The sequence below is a fragment of the Ruegeria sp. HKCCD9138 genome (assembly GCF_057220975.1).
Map to the genome: position 1 here is coordinate 1 of NZ_JBWVAZ010000020.1, position 24,471 is coordinate 24,471.

Sequence of the window (24,471 nt, forward strand, 5' to 3'; positions counted from 1 at the left end):
CCTCCGCAAATTGGCCAAGATCATTCCTGCACCGCAGCAAACGCGAAAAGCCTGATCAGAAAGGCGCTCGCGCCGTGCTCAATACCGTCAATTCTGCGCCAGCAACACATTGTTTTTCAACAGAATGCGTCTAAACCTGCCGTTCGCTGCAAGTGCGAAATCAAGGGTTAATCAAAGGCGCGATCTGCGGGATGAAACCGGCAACGAGCGCAACGGTTCCAATGTCGGTACTCGCTCGAATCCGGTTTCGCCAAATAGAACAGAGATCGGTGTTTCCCAAAAGCGATGACGTGTGCAAAGTAGGCGTCAATCGCCGCTCAATTGGTCTGATCCCAAACGGCTTTCATGCGTTCGGCCAATTGCGTTTCCCATTCGTCGCGCTTCTCATTGATCATATCGATGATCGCCTGGTTCTCGGCTAGGGGCGTGTCAATGTCATGTAGTTCAGCAGTCTCAAGCATCATTTTGCGATCGGCGGCTTCGAACTCATACATCATCCGTTCGGCGGCAGCGCGATCAATGCCGAGGGCTTCGAATGCCGATCGCGCCATCCGCACCGAACTGTCATAGGTTTCCCGTATGATGTCTCGACATCCTGCCGCCCAGAGATCATAGACGTGTGGCCGGTCAAACGCGCGCGCGATGACGTGGACGTGTGGAAAGGTCTCTCGCACATAGCGAGTCAGCTCTGTCGTGGCGCCCTTGCCGTCAATGGCGACGACCAACAGTTTTGCTTCAGCGATCCCGGCCGCCGCTAGAAGATCCGGTCGCGTGGCGTCCCCGAAGTAGACCTTCAGACCGAACTTGCGCAGCATGTCCAACTGTTCGCTGCTATAATCGACGACGGTGGTCCCGTAGCCCGCTGCGACAAGTGCTCTGTTGACGATGCCGCCAAAGCGCCCGTGCCCCGCAATGATGATCTTGGCTTCACTTTCGATCTCGTCGGCTTCTGTGGCCTGTTCCGAGACATAACGCGGCGCAATGACCCTGTCATAGATTATGAACAAGGCCGGGGTCAGCAGCATGGAAAGTGCCACGACCAACAACAGAATATCCGAAACGCCGGTCGGGATGACCGCATTGGCAACGGTGAAGGACAACAGCACAAAGCCAAATTCGCCTGCCTGCGCCAAGCCTAAGGCGAACAACCACTGATCGCTGCCACGCAACCCGAAGAGCTTTGCCAGAACGTAAAGGACGACGGCCTTCAGGGCGATCAGTCCGAAGGTCAGCCCCATGACGGTGGCAAAGCTGCCCGCCAATTGCTCAAAGTTGATACTGGCTCCCACGGTAATGAAGAAGACGCCGAGGAACAGCCCGCGGAAGGGGTCGATGTCGCTTTCTAACTCGTGCCGGTATTCGTTGCTTGCCAGAACGACGCCAGCGAGGAACGTGCCGAGTGCCGGGGAGAGGCCAACCATGGTCATCAAGAGCGCGATGCCAAGAACGACCATAAGCGCGGTAGAAACGAAGAGCTCCCGCAGGCGCGCCCGAGCAACGAAGCGGAACAAAGGCGTAACAGCATAGTTGCCGATCACGAAAACCCCACCGATGGCTGCAAGCGTGACAAGTGCTGTTTGCCAGCCCGGAAGGCCATCAACGAGAGAGATGCTCAACCCGTGGTCACCATGGTCGTCGCCGTGATCAGCAGCGTGTGACAGCGACTCGACCAGTTCCGGCATCGCAAGCAACGGGACAAGCGCCAGCATGGGAATCACCGCAATATCCTGCGCTAAGAGTACGGCAAAACTCGACTGTCCGCCGTCCGAGCGTGATAGCCCCTTTTCTTTCAGGGTCTGGTTTACAATGGCTGTGGACGACAGGGCAAAAACCAACCCGATGACCAGGCTGACCGTCCATGGTTGGCCCAGTAACATGGCGATGGCCATAACGGCGACTGTCGTGATACCGATTTGCAATCCACCAAGGACGAATATGCGACTGCGCAATTCCCACAATTCGCGTGGGTTCATTTCCAGACCGATCAAGAACAACATCATCACAACACCGAATTCTGCAAAATGCTGAAGTGCGATGACGTCGGCCCCCACGGCACGAAGGATCGAACTGATGGCAATGCCTGCAATCAGATATCCGAGCACTGATCCCAGCCCCAGACGCGAAGCGACTGGCACCGCAATGGCCCCCGCCAGAAATAGGATAAATGTGATCAGCATGAATTCGGCAGTCATTGACAGCCTCCTAGAAACGACAACGGGCCTGACATAACTACCTCCCCCACCTACTCAACTTGACACGCCCTAGATGAGCAGATCACGCATTTCTCCATTCTCCAAAGCAGCGAATGTTCGAGGGTCGTGCATCGCGGTCCTCAACATGGCCTGCGCGAGTTCATCCGACGTCACACCTATGGGCGGCACGAGCCTTTGGAGCGGCTTGAAGGCATAGTCGGCAGGTTTCCAACTGCTCCTCGGCCCGGACGGCGCAATATAGCCCGGACGGAAAGCAAACCTCCGTTCGAGAGCGGTCGCGAACAGTGCGCTCTCCGCCTGCCCTTTGATCTTCAAAGCAAAGGACATGCCGCCGCCATCGGGCCGGGCACCTTGAGCGGAAAACAGGCAGAACGTGGCCTTTGGGGAGACCTTTTCGCAGGCGGTCAGCAATGCACGTAACCAATCAATGGTGATTTCTTGGTACTCCGCGCGGCTGACGCGCGAAGAATAGGTGGCAAGGCAGTGAAAGACCGCGTCGATACCCTTCAGGTGAGGCTCGAGTGCCTGAACATCACCGAACGCCGTGAATTCTACTTCTGTCAGCTTTGCGTGTTCTTTTCCTGACAGTCTGCGCCCAAGCGACACAACTTCACGCGCGCTATCCTCATTCAGCAATGCCGCGAGGACCGATGACCCCACCATCCCGGTCGCGCCGGTCAGCAGAACCCGCCCAAGTGGTCGCGGTGTCTTATCAGTCGGAGTGGGCACGCCGTTCTGCCTCGGCCTTCAGACCGCGATTGAAGGCTTGGTAGCCATCCACGTACATCTTGGCCAAACGACCGCCCATAAGGAAGGTGATGCCGCCTATGATCTCGTCGGATTGCACGAAGCGAGTCTTTCCTCCGTCCAAGGGCTCGACACGGAAATGATGGTTATCCCGAATTCCACCCGGTCCTTTCTCGGCCCAGTAGAACTGCTCTCCGTCCACGACTGTGATCGTATGATCCAGAGTGGTCAGCTTTTCCTTTGAAGGATCGAGTTGGAAATCGACTGTGATCTTCGATCCATCCATGATCTCTCCCTTGATGCCCACGAGGAAGGCCGCCCAATTGCCGTAGTTGGCCGTGTCGGTCAGCACCGACCAAACAGTGTCCGGTGGCGCATTGATCACGATGTCGGTGTGAATCCTGTGGTGCGAGAAGCTCACTTTTTCCGATGTTCCGTTTTCCATGATTTTCTTCCTTAAGTCTCAGGCGCTGATTGGCGACGGGCCATCCCTGCCCTGAACTGTGATCCGCCCGAACCGATCCTGCATGCGTTTGGATCGGAAGAGATAGATCGAGATGATGATGTAATTGACGCACTCCTGAACAAAGTTCCGGTAGCGATCCGGGCTTTCCAACATGTCAAAGGTCTGCACGGCGCACATGGTGGCAAGCGCTGTGAACATGACCAGCATGGCAATCGGCGTGAGCCTCCAGCACAGGAAGTACCCAAGGAGAAACGTGGCCCCAGATGCGGTGATCAATATCCAATGGAGGGTCTGCATACCGACCGGGAAAGTCGCGTTCTGCAGCGGCATCAAGGGCGCGAAACCCGTGAAGTACTCCAGAAACCCGAGCAACCCCCAGCCCAGCATGATCATCGATGCGAGCACGATCAGAAACTCGAAGCCTTGCGAGATACGGTCCATTAGTGTCGTCATCAGACTCACCCCAACATCCGCATCATGAACCGATCGAACATGCGGTCGCTCAGGATACGACGGAAGAAAATGGCCTGTCTGACGCCGACACCGGCGGCGTAGCGTGTTTTGGGTTTCGACGCCTTAATCGCCCCGACGATGACATTGGCAATCACGCTGGGTGGCGAGGCTGTGCCGTTCTCCGCACTCATGTTGCGGAACCAGTTCGCCATCTTCCGCGCGATGGCGCTGTATGGACCGCTTCCTGAGGTCTCGAGTAGCGGCTCGATAAAGCCGCCCGTGATCTCGGTATCGATCGCGCCTGGGCGAACGATCACCACATTAATCCCGAATTGTGCTGTTTCGGCACGAAGACAATCGCTGAAGCCTTCGAGCGCGAACTTGCTCGAGACGTACCAGGCTGCCAACGGTGCGTGCACCTTCCCCTCGCCAGACGAAACGTTGATGATCTTGCCCCACCCCTGCTGGCGCATATGCGGCAAAACCAGTTGGGTCAGTCGGCCAAGCCCAAAGAAATTGACGTCGAACTGATAGCGTGCCTTGTCGATATCCGTTTCTTCGACCGATCCATAGACCGACAGGCCGGCGTTGTTCACCAGGATATCGACGCCGCCATGATCGCGCGTGATTTGCTCGACCACGGCAACAACGTCCTCCTCCTTGGTGACGTCCATCTTGATCGGGATACACCCAACCGCCTTCAGATCGTCCATGATCTCAACCCGGCGTGCCACCGGGTAGACAACATAACCCTCCTTCACGAGGGCTTCCGCGGTGGCCTTGCCGATGCCACTAGAGGCGCCGGTCACGAGGGCAACTCTTTTTCCATTGCTGTTCATGGCTTCGCCCTTAGACAGCAAACATCTGACCAGTCATCTCTTCCGAGAGCAACCAGAGGCGCCTAGCCACATCATGATCGTGGCAAATCGGATTGCGGATCGCGACGCCGGTCGCCCCGCTCATCTCCTCGGGGCCCGTCGGTCCGTAGTAATCCCCGCCCTCGACCTCGTCAGACAAGGCGGCGAACAGAGACGGCTTGGCAGCGTCTTCGTTGGAGTGCAGTAGTTGTTCGACTTGCGCCTTCATTGCCTCACGCGAGGCGTCATCCAGGTCCTGGAACAGGCCGGAATCGGAACCGCCGGGATGCACGGTCAGAGACTTCACCGCCTTGCCGGCTGCTTTCAGGCGGCGGTCCAATTCGTCGCCGAACAGAAGGCAGCTAAGCTTCGATTGCCCATAGGCCCGGCCGGGGTCCTGCCCGCAAGTCAGGTCGTCAAAGTTGAGACTCGCCCCCTTATGCGCGATGCTGGAGAGCGAAACGATGCGCGACGCGGGATCGTCCGGAACCCTGTCGACCAGCAGGGCCGTCAGCAGGAAGTGCCCCAGATGGTTCGTGGCGAATTGCAGCTCTACGCCCTCGGCATTGGTTCGTACCGAATAAAGCAAGACACCTGCGTTGTTGATCAGCACATCGAGCTTCGCATAGCGGGCGCGAAACGTCTCGGCAAAGGCACGAACCGAGGCAAGATCGCTTAAGTCCAGCAAGATAATGTCGAGCGAGGCGGAAGGCACTCGGTCGAGAACATCAGCTTTGGCCGCCTCGGCTTTTTCCTGACTGCGGCAGGCCATGATGACGTGAAAGCCGGCGGCGGCCATGCCGACCGTCGTTTCAAATCCGATGCCATTGTTTGCACCAGTGACGATGGCTGTTCTTCCAGATTGTGCAGACATTCCAAATCCTGACGAGTTGACAGTTGATGTATGAATGTCAATATTGACACCAATCATCCATTTGTCAATATGCAAATCAATGGAAGATCGTCACACATACATCATCGAGGCTGCGAAAGGCCTGTTTCTGCGCTATGGAGTGAAACGCACCGGCATGAACGACATTGCCGAGGCCGCAGGCATTTCACGACAAACGCTCTACAAGGCCTTCGCCAATAAGGATGAGGTGTTGCAGGCGACGATACGTTCGCTGGCGGACAAGGTTGTCCTGGATATCGAGGCCGATCTGGAAAATGCTGAAGGCCTTGGCGCTCAATTGGACGTCATCTTCAAACACGCAGTCATTGAGCACTATGACTTCCTGCAATCCTCTCCCAACGCCGAGGATATTATAGCAGGTGTCACTGCATCCAGTCAGGAAGAGCTTGAAGCAGGCGCCAAGAGAAACACTGAGATCATTGCAAGGGTCCTGGAGCCCTTCTCCGGCAGTATTGAGAAGAGCGGCCTGACCGTCGGCCAATTCGCGGACTTCATACAGCATTCAGCAACTGCCGCCAAGTACAGCGCAAAAAGCAGAAAGCACTTGCTTGAGCTTTTGACTGCGCTTCGGGTGTCGGCATTGAAGGTGATGGGTGCCGACTAGACAGTGCGGCCCAAAGCAGACTTTAAAAGGTTCCCCGAATGCTGCGACAGCAGCCCGCATTACGGTCATTCGCTGTAAGTGAACAATCTATGTCGTGATAAGTGTCAGGACCGCGGACATTGCAAAGTTCGAGTTGTCTACAACTAAATGGACTCCGTGGCGTCTGGACACATAATATCGTCAGGGTTGAGATCGACCAGAACGTAGCTGGAAAAGGTGCTTACGATGACTTCGAAAGAAACTTCTGTAAACGTTCATTACAAAGTCGGCAAATGGTTGCCTTCGGATCAAGATGTGCTGGACGCTTGGTCTGCCAAAATCGCTGCCAAGGCCCAGCAGGACACCAGCCCGCTTTTGCCATCCGTACAACGGCTCAAGACTCTGATCGAGACGGATGCAAGGGCGTATATGTTCTTTTCGCAGATGTTTCAGGAGGTCCCTGAGAGCAAGAAAACCTCGCCCTCGGGCAAACCGCAGGTGCGCAACTATGAACACATGCTTCGGCTGTTCAACACGATCATGACCCACGCACCCGAATTCAATGAAAGTGGTCTGGTCGGATTTCCGTTCAATGCCATCCTCGACTGGTCAATGGCCAATGTCGGCGGTTGGGCCGGGTTTCTGGATGACAAGGTTGATGCCTGCCTGCGCGAAATGCTGAACGAATGGGCCGTCTTTCTGCAATCACCGGAAAGCAGATCGGTTTTGACTGATGATCCCAGAACCGGGTGGTTCGGGGCAGATGCACAAAAAGCGATGCCCACCTTCAAAGAAGACTTTATTTGCGACTCGTCGCTCCCTCATTTTGGGTTCAAATCCTGGGACGACTTCTTCACACGCCGGTTTCGTGACGGTGTCCGGCCCATTGCCGCGCCCGACGATGATGCGGTTGTCATCAACGCCTGCGAGTCCGCGCCCTATCGCGTCGCCCGAGAGGTAAAGCTGCGCGATCAATTCTGGATCAAAGCGCAACCTTACGCCTTGCAATTCATGCTGGATAACGATCCGCTGGTTGATCACTATGACTCGGCCACAGTGTACCAGGCGTTCCTGAGCGCGCTCAGTTATCATCGCTGGCATGCGCCGGTTTCGGGACGGGTCGTCAAAACCCGTCGGATCGAAGGAACCTATTACTCGGAAATCATGCCGGAAGGGCTGGACCCTGCTGGTCCGAATGCCTCACAGGGTTACATTGCCGAGGTTGCCACGCGCGCGTTGATATTCATTGAGGCGGACAATCCGGATATCGGCCTGATGTGTTTTGTCGGCATCGGCATGGCAGAAGTTTCAACCTGTGACATCACCGTTTATGAAGGCCAGCACGTCACTAAAGGTGACGAGATTGGTATGTTCCATTTTGGTGGCTCGACGCATTGCCTGGTCTTTCAGTCAGACGTTGATATCGAGTTTGATCTGTATGGGCAGGAACCAGGACTGGACAGCACGAACATCCTGGTTAACCAACGGATCGCAACTGTTGGACCGCGCAGGTAATCTCAACTCTTTAAATCGAAAACACCTGAGGCAGCCGCCCGATGATCAACATCCACAGGGCGACACCCGCTAGCAACAACAGTCCCGCGACGACCAACGCCTCGACCCGGTCAAATGCGGCAGCTGAATCCGCAGCGGTCCGCCGCGCCCAGTAGAAAACCGGCAATCCGGCCGCATAGATAATGGCACCCGCCAGCATGAACTGGATGCCCGCCGCGTAGACCAGCCACAGACCAAAGCCTGTCGCAAGCAAGCTAGTGATTAGGGCCGTATTCCTGCTGAGCTTTGCGCTGCGTGGGTAATTGCCTGACCAGATCACTTTCCAAAGAAAAACTGCAGAGCCTATGTAAGCCGGCAGGATGACCACGCCAGTAATCGACAGCATCAGGTTCCATGCGTTGTCGGCAAAAAAAACAACGATGATGGCTGCTTGCATGATTACAGTTGAAATAATCAGTGAATTCGACGCGATACCGGCCTTGTTTGTTTTGGCAAAGTACTTTGGAAAGGTCCCGTCATTTGCACAGACCCACGGCAGCTGCGCCACAAGCAGCGTCCAGACCAGCCAGGAGCTGAGTAAGGCGATGATGACGCCGACATTGATAAACACTTCGCCCCAATAACCCACAAGCGTCATCATGATGCCCGCAGTGGATGGTGGTGCCAGCGCTGCAAGCTCACCCTGGGACATCACGCCGAATGGCACGATAGAAATGAGAACAAAGATAACCGTCACGATGAAGTAGCCAAGGATCGTTGCCCGGCTGACAGTTTTGGCGTCGGACTTATCGGACATCACCACTGCGCATTCGATGCCGATATACATCCAGAGCGTCACAAGCATCGTGCTTTTGATCTGGTCGAGAAGACTGCCCAAGGCTTTGTCGGCATCCTGAGTGTTAGGAACATTCCCCCAGAAATCCGCGGTGATAAGTCCCTTTCCGAACGAGAAGAAAACTACGACCGCCAAGAACATAAGAACCGGTAGGAACTTGGCTACGGTCCCGATGCTGTTCAGAAGCGATGCACCCTTCACGCCACGCATGACCAGAAAACACAGGCCCCAGATAATCAGGGATGAACCCAGTGTGGCCTGCCATGTATTCCCATCCTGAAAGTAAGGCGGGAAAAAGTAATTTAGGGCGTCCATCAGCAGAACGGCATAGCTGACATTTCCGAATGCAACGGACAGCCAGTAGCCCCAGGCGACCAGGAACCCGGCCAGCCTGCCAAACCCGGCGCGGGCGTACATGTAGATACCCGAGGTCATCTCGGGGTGGATATCGGCCAGAACCTGAAAGCTTCTCGCAACAAAGAAAATACCCAGACCGCTAATGAGCCAAGCGATGAGAATCGCGCCCAGTGCGGCCTGCTCAGCCATGTTTTGCGGAATATTGAAAACTCCGCCGCCAAACATCGCACTCACGACCAGCAAAGTCATGGCGAACAGACCAAGTTTCTTGGGAGCAGATGTCTGTTGAACATCTCCTTCCGATGCTTCCGAACCTCGGTTAGATTGCACTGCCATAAGTTCGATTTTCCGATCGGTCTCTATACGATGCTTCCTTGCTTAGGTTACATAACTGTTGGAGTTTGTGTTCCATTTTTTGCTGCAATGCTTGAATGGTTTTTAGGTTGATTTTTCAACCCACGAACCAAACGAGCGGAGTTCCGACGATTGTTCTAAGTGAACTCGATTAGTATCCAAGTTCAGATGTTTGAACTATCGGAAATCCACTTCATGGCTTATTGCAAATGACCGGCCAAAAGCGCCTTTCACCTACCGGTTCAATGCAGCGATGCAGCATCCCCGAAGCAGTCATTGGCCGCACATACGGGACCAACGCTCAGAAGAAGGCTAGCACCGCAGGGCGAAGCTGACTTTTTTCGTTTTTTCCCGTTGTTCGCAATGCGGTTTCACTACATGCCGAGCGAACCAAGGGCACCCTTGTGTTACAAAAACCATCTTTCATCGTATATCTCCAACTTATACAGTTTTGTTTGGTTGGCCGAACCCCCCACCGCCTGGTGTCTCCATTACGAATACGTCTCCCGGAAGCAGCACTGACTGGTCGTTACCGCTAAGCACTTGGACCAACCCGTCGCTTCGGACAATAGCGTTCTGCCCAATCGCACCCGGGGCTCCGCCAGAGGCACCGTGTGGTTGCGTCTCCCTGTGAGATGACAGGACCGTCACAGTCGTCTCTTCCAAGAACCGCAACCGCCTGCGAATACCATCGCCGCCCTGATACTGACCGTTTCCACCCGAACCGGATCGGATTGAGAACTCTTCCAGACGTACGGGAAACCGGCATTCGAGGATCTCCGGATCCGTCATTCTTGTATTTGTCATATGGCTGTGAACGGCACTTGTTCCGTTGAAACCTTTGCCAGCTCCAGTACCGCCACAGATGGTTTCGTAGTTTTGGTAAGCGGCGTTGCCATAGACAAAGTTGTTCATCGTACCCTGACTGCCGGCGACAACTCCCAATGCGCCATATAGTGCATCCGCAATAGCTTGAGACACTTCGGTATTGCCAGATATGACCGCTGCAGGTGGGTTGGGGTTGATCATCGTGCCTGTTGGGACAACCAGATTCAAAGGTTTCATACAACCTTCGTTCATCGGAATCTCACTACCGACTAACGTGCGGAACACGTACAAGACAACGGCCCGGCAAATCGCCAGAGGTGCGTTATAATTGAGTGGAGACTGTTCTGACGTACCTGAGAAATCGATGGTCGCGGTTCGGGTCACTTTGTCCACCGAAATCGCTACTTCGATCTTCGCTCCTTCATCCAATGGATAAGAAAAGTCGCAATCATGCAGGACGTCAAGAACTTGTCGCACGCTTTCCTCAGCGTTGTCCTGAACGTGTTTCATGTAGGCGTGAACTGTCGGCAGACCGAACTGCGCCGATACCTTACGCAGTTCGACCGCTCCGGTTTCGTTCGCGGCGACTTGGGCTGCCAAATCGGCCATGTTCTGATCGGCGTTGCGACAAGGGTAGCGTCCTGAGCTTAGCAGCTTGCGCGCTGCTTCGTCACGCAACTCACCCTGATCGACCAGCAGGAAGTTGTCGATCAACACACCTTCTTCTTCGATGTTGCGGCTGTCTGGTGGGGCCGAACCGGGAGTTTTCCCTCCGATATCTGCGTGGTGGCCGCGCGAGGCGACCGTGAATACAATATTGTCACCTGCTTCGTCGAAAACCGGGGTGATGACGGTGACGTCGGGAAGGTGGGTGCCGCCATTATACGGGTTGTTCATCATGAACACGTCACCTGGACGGATCTTGCCATAGTTTTGGCGCAGGATCGTTCGAACGCTTTCCGACATCGATCCCAAGTGCACGGGCACATGCGGTGCGTTGGCAACCAGATCACCGTTTTGGTCAAATATCGCGCATGAGAAATCATACCGTTCTTTGATATTCACAGAATACGCCGTATTCGCGAGCGTTGCCCCCATCTGTTCAGCGATAGACATGAACAGGTTGTTAAACACTTCCAGCATGACCGGATCGACATTTGTGCCGACCGCCTCAACCCGTTGCAGTGGTGTTTCACGTGTCAGGACCAGGTTGCCACCGTTCAGGCAAGTGGCGGTCCAGCCGTCTTCGACGACATTTGTCCCGGTCGGCTCTGTCAGGATCGCAGGGCCTTTCACCGATTGGCCAACACCAAGCTGCGTCCGATCGATAAGGGGAACCTGTTGGTGTTGCCCACTGCTATAAAGCGTCACCGGAATCTGAGTGGCCTCGGCCGCGATGTTGTTGGGCAAGGTGACCTGCTCACCCGTCTTTCCGATTGCCTCTGTCACCAGCATCTCGATGATTAGATCGCTAGTGTCCGGTGCAAATCCAAAGCGCTGCTTGTGCGCCACAACGAAAGCGTTGCGCATCGTATCCGGGTCGGAAAACGGCACCGACAGACTTTGCTGAGCGTCCACGGGACGAATATGCGCGGTCGCAGAGACTGAAATGTCAATATCGGCCACACCCTGGGCCATGACCTCGGCCGTTGCGGACTGTGCCAGAGCGTTACAAATGCTTTTTGCTTCCGGGTCCAGTAGAGAAGACTGGAATTGATGTTCCCGTATTGCCGTGATGTCTGCCAAACCCATGCCAAAGGCCGACAACACGCCCGCATAAGGGTGAATGAATATCCGTTCCATCCCCAGCGCGTCGGCAACCAGACAGGCGTGCTGCCCCCCGGCACCGCCAAAACAGTTCATGGTATATTTGGTAACGTCGTAACCGCGTTGCACACTGATTTTCTTGATCGCATTCGCCATGTTCTCAACAGCGATGCGCAAGAATCCTTGGGCAAGTTCTTCAATCGACTTATCCGTACCCATTTCAGCCGCCAGAGCTTCAAATTTCTGGCGCACGATTTCCTTATCCAACGGTTCATTACCATTATGACCGAAGACTGAAGGAAAATGCTCGGGCTGCAGTTTGCCCAGCAAGACATTGCAGTCCGTGACGGTCAGCGGGCCGCCGCGTCTGTAGGCAGCGGGCCCGGGGTTGGCTCCGGCGCTTTCCGGCCCAACTTGCATCCTGCCATCTCGAAAGGAGAGTATAGATCCACCACCTGCAGCGACCGTATGGATCGACATCATCGGCGCGCGCATCCGAACGCCAGCAACTTCGGTTTCAAAGGATCGTTCATATTCACCGGCATAGTGACACACGTCCGTAGACGTACCGCCCATGTCGAAACCAATCAGTTTGTCAAAGCCATGATCGGCGGCGGTTCGCACCATCCCGACCACACCGCCCGCCGGGCCGGACAAGATTGCATCACGACCCTGGAACAGATCCGCGCCTGTCAACCCGCCGTTAGACTGCATAAACATCAACTGATCACACCCGCCCTCATCCGCGCCCAGAGCTGTCGCTACCTGCTCTACATATCGACGAAGAATGGGTGACAAGTAGGCATCAACCACCGCGGTGTCTCCGCGGCCCACCAATTTAATCAGCGGGCTGACCTCGTGGCTGAGCGAGACTTGTGGAAACCCAGCGGCACGTGCCAGCGCACCGATCTGTTTTTCATGATTGGGATGCTGGAAGCTATGCATTAGCGCGACAGCAACGGAACGGAAGCCACGCGAATATGCCTTTTCCAGCGCAGTTTTCGTTTTGTCGACGTCCAGCTGTGTTACGACCTCGCCATCCACCGCGACGCGTTCTTCGACTTCGACAACGTCTTCGTACAAAAGCTCGGGCAGTTGGATGTTCAGATCGAACAGGCGCGGACGGTTCTGATAACCGATCCGTAAAAGATCACGCAGCCCCTTCGTTATGAACAGAATGGTTCGGTCGCCTTTGCGTTCCAGCAGCGCGTTCGTTGCAACCGTGGTTCCCATCTTTACCGCACGAATTGACCCTGTCGGGATGTCCTGATCGCTTTCCAGACCCAGCAATTCACGAACACCTTGTACAGCGGCGTCGGTATAGCATTCGGGATTCTCGGACAGCAATTTATGTGTCTGCAAACTCCCATCTGGCTTGCGTGCAACGATGTCGGTGAACGTGCCACCCCGATCAACCCAAAACTGCCACATGGACATAACTCCTCTGTTTGCCGGGCAAACCGGCATTGAATTTCATGAAGGGGGAAGGAAGCCTCGGCGATTTAGTACACCAAGGAAGGCAACCAGGTTGCGAGCTTCGGGAATACCAGCAGAAGCCCGAGCATGACAAACATGGTGACAACAAACGGCAATGCGCCGCGGATCACATCCATCATTGGCCCTCCTTTCCTGATCCCTTGCACCACATAAAGGTTGATCCCAATGGGCGGCGTGATCAGAGCGGTTTCCAGAAGTACCATCAACAAGATGCCGAACCACACCGGATCAAAGCCAAGAGCCACAACGATCGGCGTAACAAGCGGCGCCATGGTCAACAACATGGACAACGTCTCCATGAAACAGCCGATCAGGATCAGCACTGCTACGATCATCAGCATGGTTTGCATAGGGCTCCAGCCCAGCCCAGTGACGAAATCGGTCAGAGCCTGGGTTAGGCCGATGATCGAAAGGACAAAGTTCAGGAAAACAGCAGCGATGATGATCAGCATGATCATGGCGGTCGTGCGCATCGTGCCTTCGATCGCGTGACGCATGGTTTCCATCGACATCTTACCGTTGAACACCGCAAGCGCCATCGAGGCAACAACCCCCAATGCTGCAGCTTCGGTTGGCGTAGCCAGACCCGCGTAAATCGAGCCGACGACCACCATGAAGATGCCAAGAGGGGGGATCAGTGCAGGAAGCGCTGCAAGCCGTTCTGACCAGCTATGCCGCAATTGGTCACCACCCCATTCCGGCCTGATCATACATGCCACGACGACGGTTGCCATGAACAGCAGTGCCAGCAGAAATCCGGGCAGGAACCCAGCCAGATACAGTTCCGGCACCGATGTATTGGTCAACAACCCATACAGGATCAGGTTGATCGATGGCGGGATCAGAATGCCGAGCGTTCCACCTGCAGCCACGGTGCCGAGGAACAACCGTTCGTTGTAACCCCGTTTTTTGATCTGCGGCACAGCCACCGTTCCGATGGTTGCCGCGGTGGCCACAGATGACCCTGACGTGGCCGCGAACAAGGCCGAGGATCCGATGTTGGAGTGCATCAACCCACCTGGCAACCAACCAAGCCATTTCACGATACCGTCATACATCCGTTCGGTGATGCCGGCGCGCAGAAGGATTTCTCCCATCATTACGAACATCGGGATTGCCACCAGCAGAAAGTCTGTGCTGGTCTGCCATGCCATGTCTGATATTGCGCGATGCAGCGGCATCGGGCTGTCGGTCCATTGCAGGATCAGGCCCAGCCAACCCAGCGAGGCAGCGATTGGAACTGCCAGACCGATGAGGGCAAGAAGGATCAGAAGTGTCTTGATCAGCATCGGCCTACACCGTCTCGTCTTCTATTTGTTCGTCCAAAGACTTCACGCCAATCAGATCCTGCACTCCGGCCAGATCGCCTCGGAAATATTGTCTGATTGCAACCAGAGCGATCAGAACGCCTGAGCCAACAAAGAACATCCAACCCAGCAGCCACGGTATCTGGGGAAGGGCCAGCGGAACGCGCATCGGTGTAATCGACCGGGAACCGTTGGCCAGCGTATCGCCTACCATGCCCCACACCATCACCACGATGACCAAGGCAAATCCTGTCAGAAGCACCAGGCCAAACAGGTTGATAAACGGGTGCAACACTTTCGGAATTGTTCCAAGCAGGGCATCCACCCGGATATGCGCGCGTTCAAACAACGCAAAAGACAGCGCCAACGCGGTTGCCACACCGAAGGCATAGCCCGAGATTTCGTCCGCCCCGCCCAGCGAGATGTTGAAAACTTTGCGCAGAAAGACTTCGAGAGTGATGAGAAAGGCTGAAACCACAATCAGCGTTCCGCCCAACCACGTCATCCAAAGGCTCAACCTTTGCGCGCCGCCTAAGAGCTTGTCTAACATTTCAATTACCTGATGGTTTGTGGTGGGGCGGCGGGAATCTGGCCGCCCCACGGGATAGGCCGGATTACTTAGCTTCAGCTTTCAGGCCAAGGATCGGGCCAACGGTTTCGTTCCAGTTCGCGGCACAGTCGGCGCCGCAGCGTTCCGCCCAACGGGCAAGCACGACATCGGTCGCGATCTTGTCCCGTGCGGTCAGATCGTCTGCCGAGGGTTCGACCAATGTCATTGACCCGGCTTCACCAATCTCACAAGTGCCACCAGTAATGCAGGAAATAGCAACATCATCCTCGGTCGCAGTTTCTGCCCACATGGAATCTGTCAGGGCTGCAAGTTCCGCTTCTAGCAAAGCTTGCTGTTCTGGCGTCAGGCTGTTCCATTTGTCCAGGTTCATGGCTCCGAATGCCAGGCCCCAGCCAACACGCAAAGTATAGGCATGAGTGGCCACCTGGTTCCATTTGGCTGTATAGGCTGACATGGTGCCGGTGATCGCGCAGTCTACAACACCTTTTTCCAGCGCCGGGATAACCTCAGAGAAAGCGACGGTTACAGATGTCCCCCCGACGCCTTCTACAAAATCACCCAAAGTCGTCGAATAGACGCGGATTTTTTTGCCTTCCAGGTCTGAAATTCCGTTCACTTCGGCGTTGCACCACAGCGTTTGGCTTGGGAACGGGTACAGCATCAGCAATTTGGCGTTGTAGATTTCTTCGAACGCTGAAGACAGAGTGTCGAAATAGGCGTCGGCCACCTTTCGCTGCGTGTCGATGTCCTGTGTCAAAGTGGACAGATCAGCGCCTTCGAAAATCGCGTTTTCAGCGGCGACGTAGCCGGGCAAGCCAAAGGCAAAGTCGAAGACACCGTTCTTGACCATGCGCATGATCTCGAAACCTTTCAGCCCCAAGCCGGATTGCGACTGGATTTTTCCGACTATTTCGCCGCCCGAAGCCTCGTTGAGCCGCTGGTTAAAGAATGGCTCTTCGTGCTTTTGGTAATTCGTCAGGCTGGACCATGTTCCCACGGCGTTTAGAACCACGGGATTGTCGGCAAAGGTTGCAGTTGCTGAGACAGCGAGCGCGCCGAGCGTTGTTACGAGTTTATTCATCTGGTTTCTCTCCTGTTGTATTATTTTGATTGATAGATGGGAGTTTCAGCGTCATCCGCGATGTCGGTGATCAGCATGTGACCCGGCTTGTGCGTGATCGCGATTGAAGGTTTGGCATTCTTGATCGAAGCCTGCGGTGTGACGCCACAAGCCCAAAACATTGGCGTGGTACCGTCTGAGACCGGAGCCGGATCGCCCCAGTCCGGGCTACTTACATCGGCGATACCAATATTCTCTGGCTCGCCCCAATGCACCGGCGCGCCGTGCGCCAGAGGAAACTTGCGCGAAATTTCGACAACCTCGTTCACCCTGGAATCAGGGATCGCCCGCATACTGACAACCATCGGCCCTTCGAAAAGACCAGATTTGATCGTTTGGATATTGGTAATGAACATCGGCACAGTGCGGTCGTTTTCGATGTGCCAGAGCGGTACACCGGCCTGTTGCAATGCATGTTCGAAAGTGAATGAGCACCCCAAAGCGAACGCCACAAAATCATCGCGCCACAGGTGCTTAAGATCATGAACTGTGTCGACGTGGATACCGTCGCGATATACGCAGTAAGCTGGAGTATCGGTGCGGATATCAATATCAACACCCAAGGTGTCCATGTTTGGATTGCCCGTATCGGAAACGCCAACAATCGGGCAGGGTTTTGGGTTTCGCTGGCAGTAGCGCATGAAATCCAACGCGTAATGTTCGGGCAAAATCGCAAGATTGGCCTGCAGGGTATTCCCGCCCAATCCGGCTGTGTGGCCGCGATAGGCCCGTGACCTGATCTGCGCTCGCACAGACGCTGTTGTCGCAGATTTCAGCGGCTCAAACAGATCGCTCATTTCGACGCCTCCCTAATTTGGAATACGTTCGTGCGACTGGGGCATAAAATCAAATTGTATTATTTTTGCTCTCTACATAATATTTTTTTATACCTGTTGAAGCGCTATTTCCCGGGCGATGACCGCCGCGGCCTCAAGCAGATGGTTGCGCGGATCACCAAGATAAGAGGCAGAAAATTGAAGAGGTTCGGGGACCCAGCCCGGGTCGAATTCGACCAGCTTTCCCTCTTGCACCAGCTTCTTCGCCAGCGAGATCGGCAGCGCGCCAACACATAGCCCGGCCTCGACCATCCGAAAACAAGAAGACAAAGAGGAGGACGGAAACAGGGAAATTTCGGAACCGAATCGTTCGAAAAGTGCGGCCCTCAGTTCCCGGTACGGCCGGGTGTTCTTGGCGTAGGTCGCGATTGGGATGCCAGCCAGATCGACGTTTTGCCCAACAGGTCCACCCGCTGCCTGGAACCAGGCCAGTGGCACATCCGGCAAAACTACATTGTCCACCGTGTAGTCCGAAACAGGCCCAAGCAGAATACCCAGATCGATTTCACGCCCCAGCAACTGATCCCGGAGGTTCAACGAAATGTCGACGCTGATCTCGATCTTGAGAGACGGGTACTTTGCTCGCAATGCGCCGACAAATTCGGGCAGCCAACTCTGGGCGATAGTCTCGGACACGCCAAGGCGGATCAACCTGTCAACGGCGCTCGTATCCACAACGTGCTCTTCGACCAGATCTGAAAGGTGCTGAAATTGCTCGGCATAGTGGACCAGCATATCGCCACGCTTAGTGAGGCGCATGCCAGCGCTTTCACGTTCGAACAACGACGTTCCCAAGCCATCTTCCAAGGACTTGATGCGAGTAGTCACGGCAGGCTGCGTCAGGTTAAGCACTTCTGCTGCCTTGCTGACACTACCGAACCGCACAACAGCAAGAAACGTTTGTAGGTGTTCGAGTTTGAGCCGGGACACGTTGATCGCTTTCTGCTGAGAACGGTTTCGATCTTACTATCGTACTGTCGACGTTCAATTGTCAGTGGCTATTGATGATGAACGTGTTGAATTTTTATTGGAAACCAGAATTCCGTTGAAGGTAATACGGCAATGGGATCAGAAAATAACAGCGCTAAGTGGACCATAATCTAAAGTGGCGATTCTGCGTTGCGGCACGTCGAGCCTGCCATTCGCGGCGCACGCAAAGGCGTATAAGGCGTGCAGTCCGACTTGCACGTTGAAACCTACTGAGAGGTGGTTAGCCAACCGCCGTTCAAATGACACCCGTCGATTGCAGCGCTTACATCAGGCTGCCTTTTTTCTTATTCGAAAATGCGTTCGCCCTGCTCGTCAATCACCTGCTTCGCCTTGGCGATGCTGAAGCTTTCGCCCTGATCCCGGGTTTCAAAGACATCTGCCCGGATCACCGTATGGGTCTTGCGATCGCCGTCGATGGTTTTTTCTATACGGGCCAAAAGGCGGTATTTGCCACCCTCGGGCATCAGGTCGGGGAAGATTTCGAACCCTTTGTAAGTGACCGGCTCTGGCTCCGACTTTTCGCCGCCACCGAAGAGTTTTGAGAAGAGGGACATTGGGCGGCTCCTTTCAGCGTTGCTATGACCGGAGACTAGCGCCGCATAGGACAGGCGTGAAGCGTGTCGTGCTATCATAACACTGGTCTTCGATCCGATTGCACGCTCCGTGCGCGGCCTAATACGTCCCGAACCGCGGTGAAAGCCCATTCCTCCGCACGACTCTCCCTTGCGCGGACGGCCCACTGTGGACCTTAGACCCAGAGATGCATTGTTGCGGTGCAGCCCGTCATTGCTGACTTTCGCCGCGACTGCGAAGTTGACCGTCACCTGAATTCACACAACGCGGACCATGCTGCCATCTCTGAAATTGGAACAAAATTCGGTTCAGCGTCGGTATCAAACACCGCTACACCGGTTTCTGTGTGACGGTATCTTGCTGAGTCAGAGTATTGACGTTTGGTTGAGCTCGTCGTCAGGATCGACAACCGGATCCAGGACAAGCAGTAGTCGCGCCTTGCCGGCGCCTTCAATCGGTGGCGAGCGATGCAATAGCCCTATTTTTGGGTTTTCAGGCGAGAGTGTTCCGCGCAAAAGAATTGGCGCGCCGGTGGGCACAGTGAAAACACGACCTGGATCAGCGCCGTTCACCGAGTTGCCATATTGTGTGCCCGTTCCGCGATACGTGCAAACAAGACGCGTGGTGGCGGCATCAACATGAAACCTACGACAGGCATTCGTGGTCACCACATCCAAGCGCAGGCGCAGCCATTTCGCTCCCATTACTTCTTCGAAGATACCGGATAACGCGGCGACGTCATCAATCAAGCGGTCGCGTTCGTCGGCTTTCGGAGTTCCCGACGCGTCACATATCTCAGAAACCGCTTGCCGAACTGATTCCGGGCGCAGGATCAATCGCACTTTTGGCAACTTCTCCGATGGCAACCCATCGATCCAAGATCGAAAGCGTTGCAAAGGTTTCCTTCGCCAGACCACAGCCGCACAACCCGCGTTTTGGATCGCAGACAAACCCTCTGGAATTTCTGCGATACCAACGCCAATGGCAGCGTTGTTGTTGATCTCTCGACCAAAGATCATGCTGCTGCCTCCGAACGGCGCCACATTGGAAACGGATCAGGCAGGTTCGGCAAATCCTCGGGTCGGTCCGCAACAAGTGCGGGAAGCAGGGCTGCGTTCAGTCGGCCCTTCAACTCCGGCCAGTCGATACCACTTCCGATGAACACGATTTCCTGGCGCCGGTCGCCCCAAGGCTCTTGCCAGTGTGCGGCCATGTAAGCCCGTGCACTCTCATGATCAGGGCGCTGGTCTTCCGGAACAGTAGCCCACCATGTGCCAAGTGGTCTGATCGAGGACAGAGAGCCGGCAAGTGAAAACTCGGCAATCCAATCCGGGCGGGTGGCAATCCAGAAATGCCCCTTGACGCGGATCACTCCAGGCAATTCACCGTTGAGCACAGCCAGGATTTTTTCGGGCACGAAAGGCTGCCGTGCTCGGTAGACAAAACTTGTTACTCCATATTCCTCGGTTTCGGGGGCATGGTCCGCAAACCCATAAAGCTCTTTGGCCCACATCGGGTGTTCATGTGCTTTCTCGAAATCGAAAAGGCCAGTATCTAAAATTACATCAGCAGCCACATCGGAGTGATCGGTTTCAACGATCCGAGCATCAGCATTCAGGCTCCGGATGATCTTGCGCGCAGCATCTACACATTGGGGTCCAGCATCAGTGACCTTGTTCGTCTCTGCTTCCCGCTCGATTGACCAGTGACAGCCTAAAGCAGACATCCAAAATGAGCTTTGCACTCTCCTAGATACTGGAAACCGCAACAATTCGTCGGACCCGCGCAGGCGGCTCGTGGATATGCTTCAGGTCCTAGGTGAGGGTCGCCGGTGGTGCAATCTATGGGTTCGAGGCAGATGCAAAGAGATATTAATTTAGTCTACCCGTCATCTTTCGGATATATGAATCCGTTCAACGGGTAGAAATTGCCATACCGGCCCGGATGGCTTTCAACTCGGACCAGCGTCCAATCATTGTTCTTGGATACATCCCTGACACCCATTTTCAACGATACTTTGTTGCGGTGCCAGTTGGCGTGATTCACGACGACCTCTCGCGCGGTCACAACATCGGACACGACGGCCACATGACCAAGGGGCATTCCGCGGGTTGCGCGAAACGACATGACCGCTCCGACAACTGGTTCATTGCCCCGCTGAAAGATATTGTGCGCTTTGCCCCACCAATCCTTGGCATTGCCCCGAATTTCGATGCCGCTAAGGTTACGTGCGTAGGGCACACACCACACCCTTTGCCCCTGAGCCTGCTTTTGTGAGACCTCTTGCAGCGCCAATTTTTGGCGTTCAGGATCGAGATCCGCGTCATTCGGGCTCTGTGCGCAGGCAGAGACAAAAGCAACAAACCCCATCGCAATCACAGCGCGGGCAGTGCCGGTCAGGCGCGCCCAATTCGTATTCGTTTTGCAATTGCTGTTTTGCAAGAAATTTCATTGCCGGTTTGAGTGGTCGCGGAACTCTATTGCGAACCTGACGGCTATGAAAGAGGCCAGTCGAATCCTCGGCAGGAATTTGCCAGCCCGAAACGAACATTCACGGATGTGATGGAATGGACATCCGCTGGGCGGCCGTTACCTGAAACGCCTCTTCACGGTTCTCAGGAGTATCGTTGGCAAATTGGTCCAAGATCAAATCCGCGCCACGATTTGCTGCACTACCGGATGCATCCAAGCCGGAACATATCTGCTTTGTTTTGCAAGCAATGCCCGGTCCTTACCATCCAGATTGCGCGCAAGCGTGTCGACAACCCGGCGATCCACCCGGTTTTTGCCGACATAGCGCAACGCCTGAAATACGGCACCGGTTTTCTGGCCTGCACCAACTAGTGTTTTGGATGATGCATTCCGGAACTGGATGACTTGTCGACCGACTTTCTTGGTGCGGGTCGGACCATCGGTCATATAAATCGGCTTGGACGGCACTTGGGTCGACAGCCCCAACTGATTGGCTGCCATGGTAGGGGAGGGCTGTAGAACCTGATTATCCTTGCGTGCAATCGCCTTGGCAATGTCATCGGCTGACGGAGACAACAGCCCTAAACGGGCGCTCTTTCTTGGATAGTCGTAAAGCCCACGCGTCAACCGTCGGATCACCCCTTGATCCGCCAAGCGCGACAATGCCTGATCCACGCTTGCGCGGGAGCCGATATCCAGAAAGTCGGTTGGCGCAAAGATTGCCCCCCGGCCTTTTCCGATGATGCGTTGTCTAATAGATGAAGTGATCATAACTGTCTCCTTGTCAGAAAATATAGTACTTTTTTCTGACTTTCAAGTTTGGAGAATACCGAAGTGGCTTTGTAAATGGGCGGAAACCCGATGGGGTGGATGGCTCCTGCTCCAACCGGCGTCGCGATGCGCCATAGTACAGGCGTCGAAGTCTGCTTATGAGAGGAGCCACCCCATTCAAGTTACCACAATCGGCGTTGATCTGGCGAAGAACGTGTTTCAGGTCCACGGGATTGCAGGAGATGACAGTGTCGTCTTCAACAAACCGCTACGCCGCGCACAAGTTTTGCCGTTCTTCGCGAAGTTAGAACCCTGCCTGATTGGTATGGAGTCCTGCAGCACGGCTCACCATTGGGCTCGTGAATTGACGGCCTTGGGCTACGACGTGCGTTTGATCCCGCCGATGTATGTCAAACCTTACGTGAAGCGCGGCAAATCGGATGCGATTGATGCAGAGGCAATCTGCGAGGCTGTTACCCGTCCGACCATGCGTTTCGTGGCGACCAAGACGGTTGAGCAACAAGCCCTGTTATCGCTTCATCTTGCTCGCGATCTTTTGGTGCGGCAACGCACGCAGCTCATAAATGGCCTGCGAGGGCTGGTCGCTGAGTTCGGCATCCACATTCCCAGAGGGTTGGCTCGCGTCATTGAGTTTGCTGAAGACATCACCTTCGGAGAGGTGCTCGATCTGCCAGACATCGCCAATGAGGTGATCCGCAACCTGTCCGAACAGCTTACGGCGTTGCATAGGCGCGTCCGCTGGTACGAAGAACGTTTGAAGCAGGTTGCCAAAGAAGATGAGCGGGTAAGACCGTTGCGAACCATCCCGGGCGTTGGAGCGGTGACCGCCTCGGCGATCATCGCCAGCATCGGAGACGGGCACCAGTTCAGAAATGGCAGCGAATTTGCGGCGTGGCTTGGCTTGACGCCCGCGAATAAATCCAGCGGTGGAAAAGAGAAGCTGGGACGGATCACCAAAATGGGCGATCAGTACTTAAGATCGTTGCTTGTCGTCGGGATGACATCGCTGGTCAGGCAAACCCGATCACATCCAGAGCGCGCCAGCAAATGGCTGACATCGCCACTCGAACGCAAACCTGCCCGCCTGGCTACAGTTGCTATGGCCAACAAGACGGCTCGGATCATCTGGGCCGTTCTCACCCGAAACGCACCCTACAACCCACATATGGCCTGAGGAGAAAGAACAACGAGTTAGCAAGACCAGCGAAATGATGGTGCAAAAGTCAGCCGCCAAAACCAGGACAACCCGTCGAAGGTCCCGGGCATCATGGCCCGCTAAGCCGTAAGGGACTTGGTTTGCGGAACCCATCAGGGCCAGCGGTCAAAGCCGCGCAAACAGGCCGGACACACGACTGCTTCTGACAAATGCACGAAATCAGCTCAAAAATGTCTTGCTATGCAGGAGCCATCCACACACGACCTTCGCTGTATCCGCGAGGGCAACTCCTCCAATCTGTGAAAGCGGTCAATTACAATCGAGAGTGCAAGAACTGCTGTGCTGAATGCAGGACCAAGGTCAGCAAAGGTCAGAGAACGTCGCTTTGGGACATCTTTATCCGCTAGAGGCGGGTCATTGAGACCAATATTGGACCGGTTCCGAGTTTGGTGACGAACCCAGTTCGGACGCGCTTACTGTTGACAGTTAACGGTTGAATGATCACATTTGTTACTATGAGAACGTCACCTTCAACACATTCCGCAACTCAAGCCATCAGTCAGCGGCGCGCGAGCACGATAACGTCCATAGCTGTTGACGCGATAGAAGAAATGATCGTTTCAGGCGAGTTGGTTGCGGGAGACCGGATAAACGAGAGTACTCTGGCAGAGCGCCTCGGAATTAGCCGAGGCCCAATTCGCGAAGCATGCCGAAGCCTCGAACAAGCCGGACTTCTGACCAGCATGGTGAACCGGGGTATGTATGTGCGTGAAGTTTCACTGGATGAAGCAAGAGATTTGTATGAGCTGCGAGGTGCCATCGCGGGGCTTGCAGGAGAATTGATAGTCAAGCGCGCTGATGATGCTGAAATTGCAGAACTAAGTGGTCTCGTAGATCAGATGCAGGCGGCAGCGGACAAGAGTAACACAGCGGATTACTACAAACTGAATTTGCAATTTCATGATGCTTTGGTTCTGGCAGCCCGAAACACGGCGCTTGAAGATACCTATCGAAAAATCGTCAATCAGCTTCACTTGCTGCGGAGGCGTGGGCTTGTCCAGGAAGGAAATCTTCAGGTTTCAAATTCGGAACACAAAAAAATAGTTGAAGCCCTTATCAAGCGCGATGCTTCTGCGGCAAGCAAGGCGCTACGCGACCACGTTTCCAACGGGCTGACACGCCTGATCGCATCTCTTTAGAGCCATCTGAACGTGGTCGGGTGACTTTCAAAATTGAAAACTGTTGACAGTTTACAGTCAGCAATGATAC

Annotated in this window: 21 protein-coding genes and 1 pseudogene; 4 read left to right on the forward strand and 18 right to left on the reverse strand. The window is 54.8% G+C overall.

What is annotated here, in order from left to right:
• Positions 1-317: 317 nt before the first annotated feature.
• The 6 genes from AC2TEL_RS21240 to AC2TEL_RS21265 all read right to left on the reverse strand — a co-directional run bounded on the left by AC2TEL_RS21240 (position 318) and on the right by AC2TEL_RS21265 (position 5,610).
• The gene (locus AC2TEL_RS21240) at positions 318-2,192 is read right to left on the reverse strand and encodes a cation:proton antiporter domain-containing protein (RefSeq protein WP_480844566.1); all 1,875 of its coding nucleotides are present in this window, start codon (positions 2,190-2,192) and stop codon (positions 318-320) included.
• A gap of 69 nt (positions 2,193-2,261) precedes the next feature.
• Complete coding sequence (locus tag AC2TEL_RS21245) at positions 2,262-2,942, reverse strand: NAD-dependent epimerase/dehydratase family protein (RefSeq protein WP_480844567.1); 681 nt, start codon at positions 2,940-2,942, stop codon at positions 2,262-2,264.
• Positions 2,926-3,405 carry an SRPBCC family protein gene (locus AC2TEL_RS21250; RefSeq protein WP_480844568.1) on the reverse strand — a complete coding sequence of 160 codons (480 nt, stop codon included), beginning with the start codon at positions 3,403-3,405 and terminating at the stop codon, positions 2,926-2,928. Before AC2TEL_RS21250 ends, AC2TEL_RS21245 begins: the two co-directional genes overlap by 17 nt.
• 18 nt (positions 3,406-3,423) lie before the next feature.
• Positions 3,424-3,879 (reverse strand): hypothetical protein, encoded by a 456-nt coding sequence (locus AC2TEL_RS21255; protein ID WP_480844569.1) that lies wholly within the window; start codon positions 3,877-3,879, stop codon positions 3,424-3,426.
• 5 nt (positions 3,880-3,884) lie between these two features.
• Complete coding sequence (locus tag AC2TEL_RS21260) at positions 3,885-4,718, reverse strand: oxidoreductase (RefSeq protein WP_480844570.1); 834 nt, start codon at positions 4,716-4,718, stop codon at positions 3,885-3,887.
• A gap of 10 nt (positions 4,719-4,728) precedes the next feature.
• Positions 4,729-5,610 carry an oxidoreductase gene (locus AC2TEL_RS21265; RefSeq protein ID WP_480844571.1) on the reverse strand — a complete coding sequence of 294 codons (882 nt, stop codon included), beginning with the start codon at positions 5,608-5,610 and terminating at the stop codon, positions 4,729-4,731.
• Between the two features lie 79 nt (positions 5,611-5,689).
• Here AC2TEL_RS21265 and AC2TEL_RS21270 point away from each other — a divergent pair, with 79 nt between their 5' ends.
• Positions 5,690-6,253, forward strand: coding sequence for a TetR/AcrR family transcriptional regulator (locus tag AC2TEL_RS21270; RefSeq protein WP_480844572.1), 564 nt, complete (start codon positions 5,690-5,692; stop codon positions 6,251-6,253).
• Between the two features lie 225 nt (positions 6,254-6,478).
• Positions 6,479-7,747, forward strand: coding sequence for a phophatidylserine decarboxylase associated domain-containing protein (locus AC2TEL_RS21275; protein WP_480844573.1), 1,269 nt, complete (start codon positions 6,479-6,481; stop codon positions 7,745-7,747).
• A 10-nt stretch (positions 7,748-7,757) separates the two neighbouring features.
• Here the strand turns inward: AC2TEL_RS21275 and AC2TEL_RS21280 are convergent, their stop codons facing one another.
• From AC2TEL_RS21280 to AC2TEL_RS21335, 12 genes and pseudogenes are all read right to left on the reverse strand, one after another.
• The gene (locus AC2TEL_RS21280; protein WP_480844574.1) at positions 7,758-9,275 is read right to left on the reverse strand and encodes a basic amino acid/polyamine antiporter; all 1,518 of its coding nucleotides are present in this window, start codon (positions 9,273-9,275) and stop codon (positions 7,758-7,760) included.
• 459 nt (positions 9,276-9,734) lie between these two features.
• Entirely contained in the window at positions 9,735-13,319 is a 3,585-nt protein-coding gene (locus AC2TEL_RS21285) for a hydantoinase B/oxoprolinase family protein (RefSeq protein WP_480844575.1), read from the reverse strand.
• A gap of 71 nt (positions 13,320-13,390) precedes the next feature.
• Positions 13,391-14,674, reverse strand: a complete 1,284-nt coding sequence (locus tag AC2TEL_RS21290) for a TRAP transporter large permease (RefSeq protein WP_480844576.1) — start codon at positions 14,672-14,674, stop codon at positions 13,391-13,393.
• Between the two features lie 4 nt (positions 14,675-14,678).
• Positions 14,679-15,242, reverse strand: a complete 564-nt coding sequence (locus AC2TEL_RS21295; protein ID WP_480844577.1) for a TRAP transporter small permease subunit — start codon at positions 15,240-15,242, stop codon at positions 14,679-14,681.
• Between the two features lie 64 nt (positions 15,243-15,306).
• Entirely contained in the window at positions 15,307-16,344 is a 1,038-nt protein-coding gene (locus tag AC2TEL_RS21300) for a TRAP transporter substrate-binding protein (RefSeq protein WP_480844578.1), read from the reverse strand.
• A 20-nt stretch (positions 16,345-16,364) separates the two neighbouring features.
• Positions 16,365-17,180 (reverse strand): putative hydro-lyase, encoded by an 816-nt coding sequence (locus tag AC2TEL_RS21305; protein WP_480906824.1) that lies wholly within the window; start codon positions 17,178-17,180, stop codon positions 16,365-16,367.
• Between the two features lie 87 nt (positions 17,181-17,267).
• A complete protein-coding gene (locus tag AC2TEL_RS21310) occupies positions 17,268-18,149 on the reverse strand; it encodes a LysR family transcriptional regulator (protein ID WP_480844580.1) in 882 nt (293 codons plus the stop codon).
• 344 nt (positions 18,150-18,493) lie between these two features.
• Entirely contained in the window at positions 18,494-18,763 is a 270-nt protein-coding gene (locus AC2TEL_RS21315; RefSeq protein WP_480844582.1) for an HlyU family transcriptional regulator, read from the reverse strand.
• Between the two features lie 384 nt (positions 18,764-19,147).
• Positions 19,148-19,801: a DUF1826 domain-containing protein gene (locus AC2TEL_RS21320; protein ID WP_480844583.1), complete on the reverse strand. Its 654-nt coding sequence runs from the start codon at positions 19,799-19,801 to the stop codon at positions 19,148-19,150.
• Positions 19,798-20,460: pseudogene (locus tag AC2TEL_RS21325) on the reverse strand (CobW family GTP-binding protein); the annotation flags it as partial. The gene AC2TEL_RS21320 and the pseudogene AC2TEL_RS21325, both read right to left, overlap by 4 nt.
• A gap of 203 nt (positions 20,461-20,663) precedes the next feature.
• Complete coding sequence (locus AC2TEL_RS21330; RefSeq protein WP_480906827.1) at positions 20,664-21,224, reverse strand: CHAP domain-containing protein; 561 nt, start codon at positions 21,222-21,224, stop codon at positions 20,664-20,666.
• Between the two features lie 204 nt (positions 21,225-21,428).
• Positions 21,429-22,025, reverse strand: coding sequence for a DUF6088 family protein (locus AC2TEL_RS21335; RefSeq protein WP_480844585.1), 597 nt, complete (start codon positions 22,023-22,025; stop codon positions 21,429-21,431).
• A 175-nt stretch (positions 22,026-22,200) separates the two neighbouring features.
• Here AC2TEL_RS21335 and AC2TEL_RS21340 point away from each other — a divergent pair, with 175 nt between their 5' ends.
• Both AC2TEL_RS21340 and AC2TEL_RS21345 read left to right on the forward strand, forming a co-directional pair.
• The gene (locus tag AC2TEL_RS21340; protein WP_480906841.1) at positions 22,201-23,220 is read left to right on the forward strand and encodes an IS110 family RNA-guided transposase; all 1,020 of its coding nucleotides are present in this window, start codon (positions 22,201-22,203) and stop codon (positions 23,218-23,220) included.
• 479 nt (positions 23,221-23,699) lie between these two features.
• A complete protein-coding gene (locus AC2TEL_RS21345; RefSeq protein WP_480851722.1) occupies positions 23,700-24,401 on the forward strand; it encodes an FCD domain-containing protein in 702 nt (233 codons plus the stop codon).
• Positions 24,402-24,471: the final 70 nt, after the last annotated feature.

Bases quoted from the DNA above. Each gene is read 5' to 3' on its own strand.
- AC2TEL_RS21270 (WP_480844572.1), top strand. From the start codon at position 5,690: ATGGAAGATCGTCACACATACATCATCGAGGCTGCGAAAGGCCTGTTT.
- AC2TEL_RS21255 (WP_480844569.1), bottom strand. From the start codon at position 3,879: ATGACGACACTAATGGACCGTATCTCGCAAGGCTTCGAGTTTCTGATC.
- AC2TEL_RS21345 (WP_480851722.1), top strand. From the start codon at position 23,700: ATGATCACATTTGTTACTATGAGAACGTCACCTTCAACACATTCCGCA.
- AC2TEL_RS21290 (WP_480844576.1), bottom strand. From the start codon at position 14,674: ATGCTGATCAAGACACTTCTGATCCTTCTTGCCCTCATCGGTCTGGCA.
- AC2TEL_RS21305 (WP_480906824.1), bottom strand. From the start codon at position 17,180: ATGAGCGATCTGTTTGAGCCGCTGAAATCTGCGACAACAGCGTCTGTG.
- AC2TEL_RS21335 (WP_480844585.1), bottom strand. From the start codon at position 22,025: ATGATCACTTCATCTATTAGACAACGCATCATCGGAAAAGGCCGGGGG.
- AC2TEL_RS21250 (WP_480844568.1), bottom strand. From the start codon at position 3,405: ATGGAAAACGGAACATCGGAAAAAGTGAGCTTCTCGCACCACAGGATT.
- AC2TEL_RS21320 (WP_480844583.1), bottom strand. From the start codon at position 19,801: ATGATCTTTGGTCGAGAGATCAACAACAACGCTGCCATTGGCGTTGGT.
- AC2TEL_RS21240 (WP_480844566.1), bottom strand. From the start codon at position 2,192: ATGACTGCCGAATTCATGCTGATCACATTTATCCTATTTCTGGCGGGG.
- AC2TEL_RS21315 (WP_480844582.1), bottom strand. From the start codon at position 18,763: ATGTCCCTCTTCTCAAAACTCTTCGGTGGCGGCGAAAAGTCGGAGCCA.
- AC2TEL_RS21300 (WP_480844578.1), bottom strand. From the start codon at position 16,344: ATGAATAAACTCGTAACAACGCTCGGCGCGCTCGCTGTCTCAGCAACT.
- AC2TEL_RS21280 (WP_480844574.1), bottom strand. From the start codon at position 9,275: ATGGCAGTGCAATCTAACCGAGGTTCGGAAGCATCGGAAGGAGATGTT.
- AC2TEL_RS21285 (WP_480844575.1), bottom strand. From the start codon at position 13,319: ATGTGGCAGTTTTGGGTTGATCGGGGTGGCACGTTCACCGACATCGTT.
- AC2TEL_RS21260 (WP_480844570.1), bottom strand. From the start codon at position 4,718: ATGAACAGCAATGGAAAAAGAGTTGCCCTCGTGACCGGCGCCTCTAGT.
- AC2TEL_RS21295 (WP_480844577.1), bottom strand. From the start codon at position 15,242: ATGTTAGACAAGCTCTTAGGCGGCGCGCAAAGGTTGAGCCTTTGGATG.
- AC2TEL_RS21265 (WP_480844571.1), bottom strand. From the start codon at position 5,610: ATGTCTGCACAATCTGGAAGAACAGCCATCGTCACTGGTGCAAACAAT.
- AC2TEL_RS21275 (WP_480844573.1), top strand. From the start codon at position 6,479: ATGACTTCGAAAGAAACTTCTGTAAACGTTCATTACAAAGTCGGCAAA.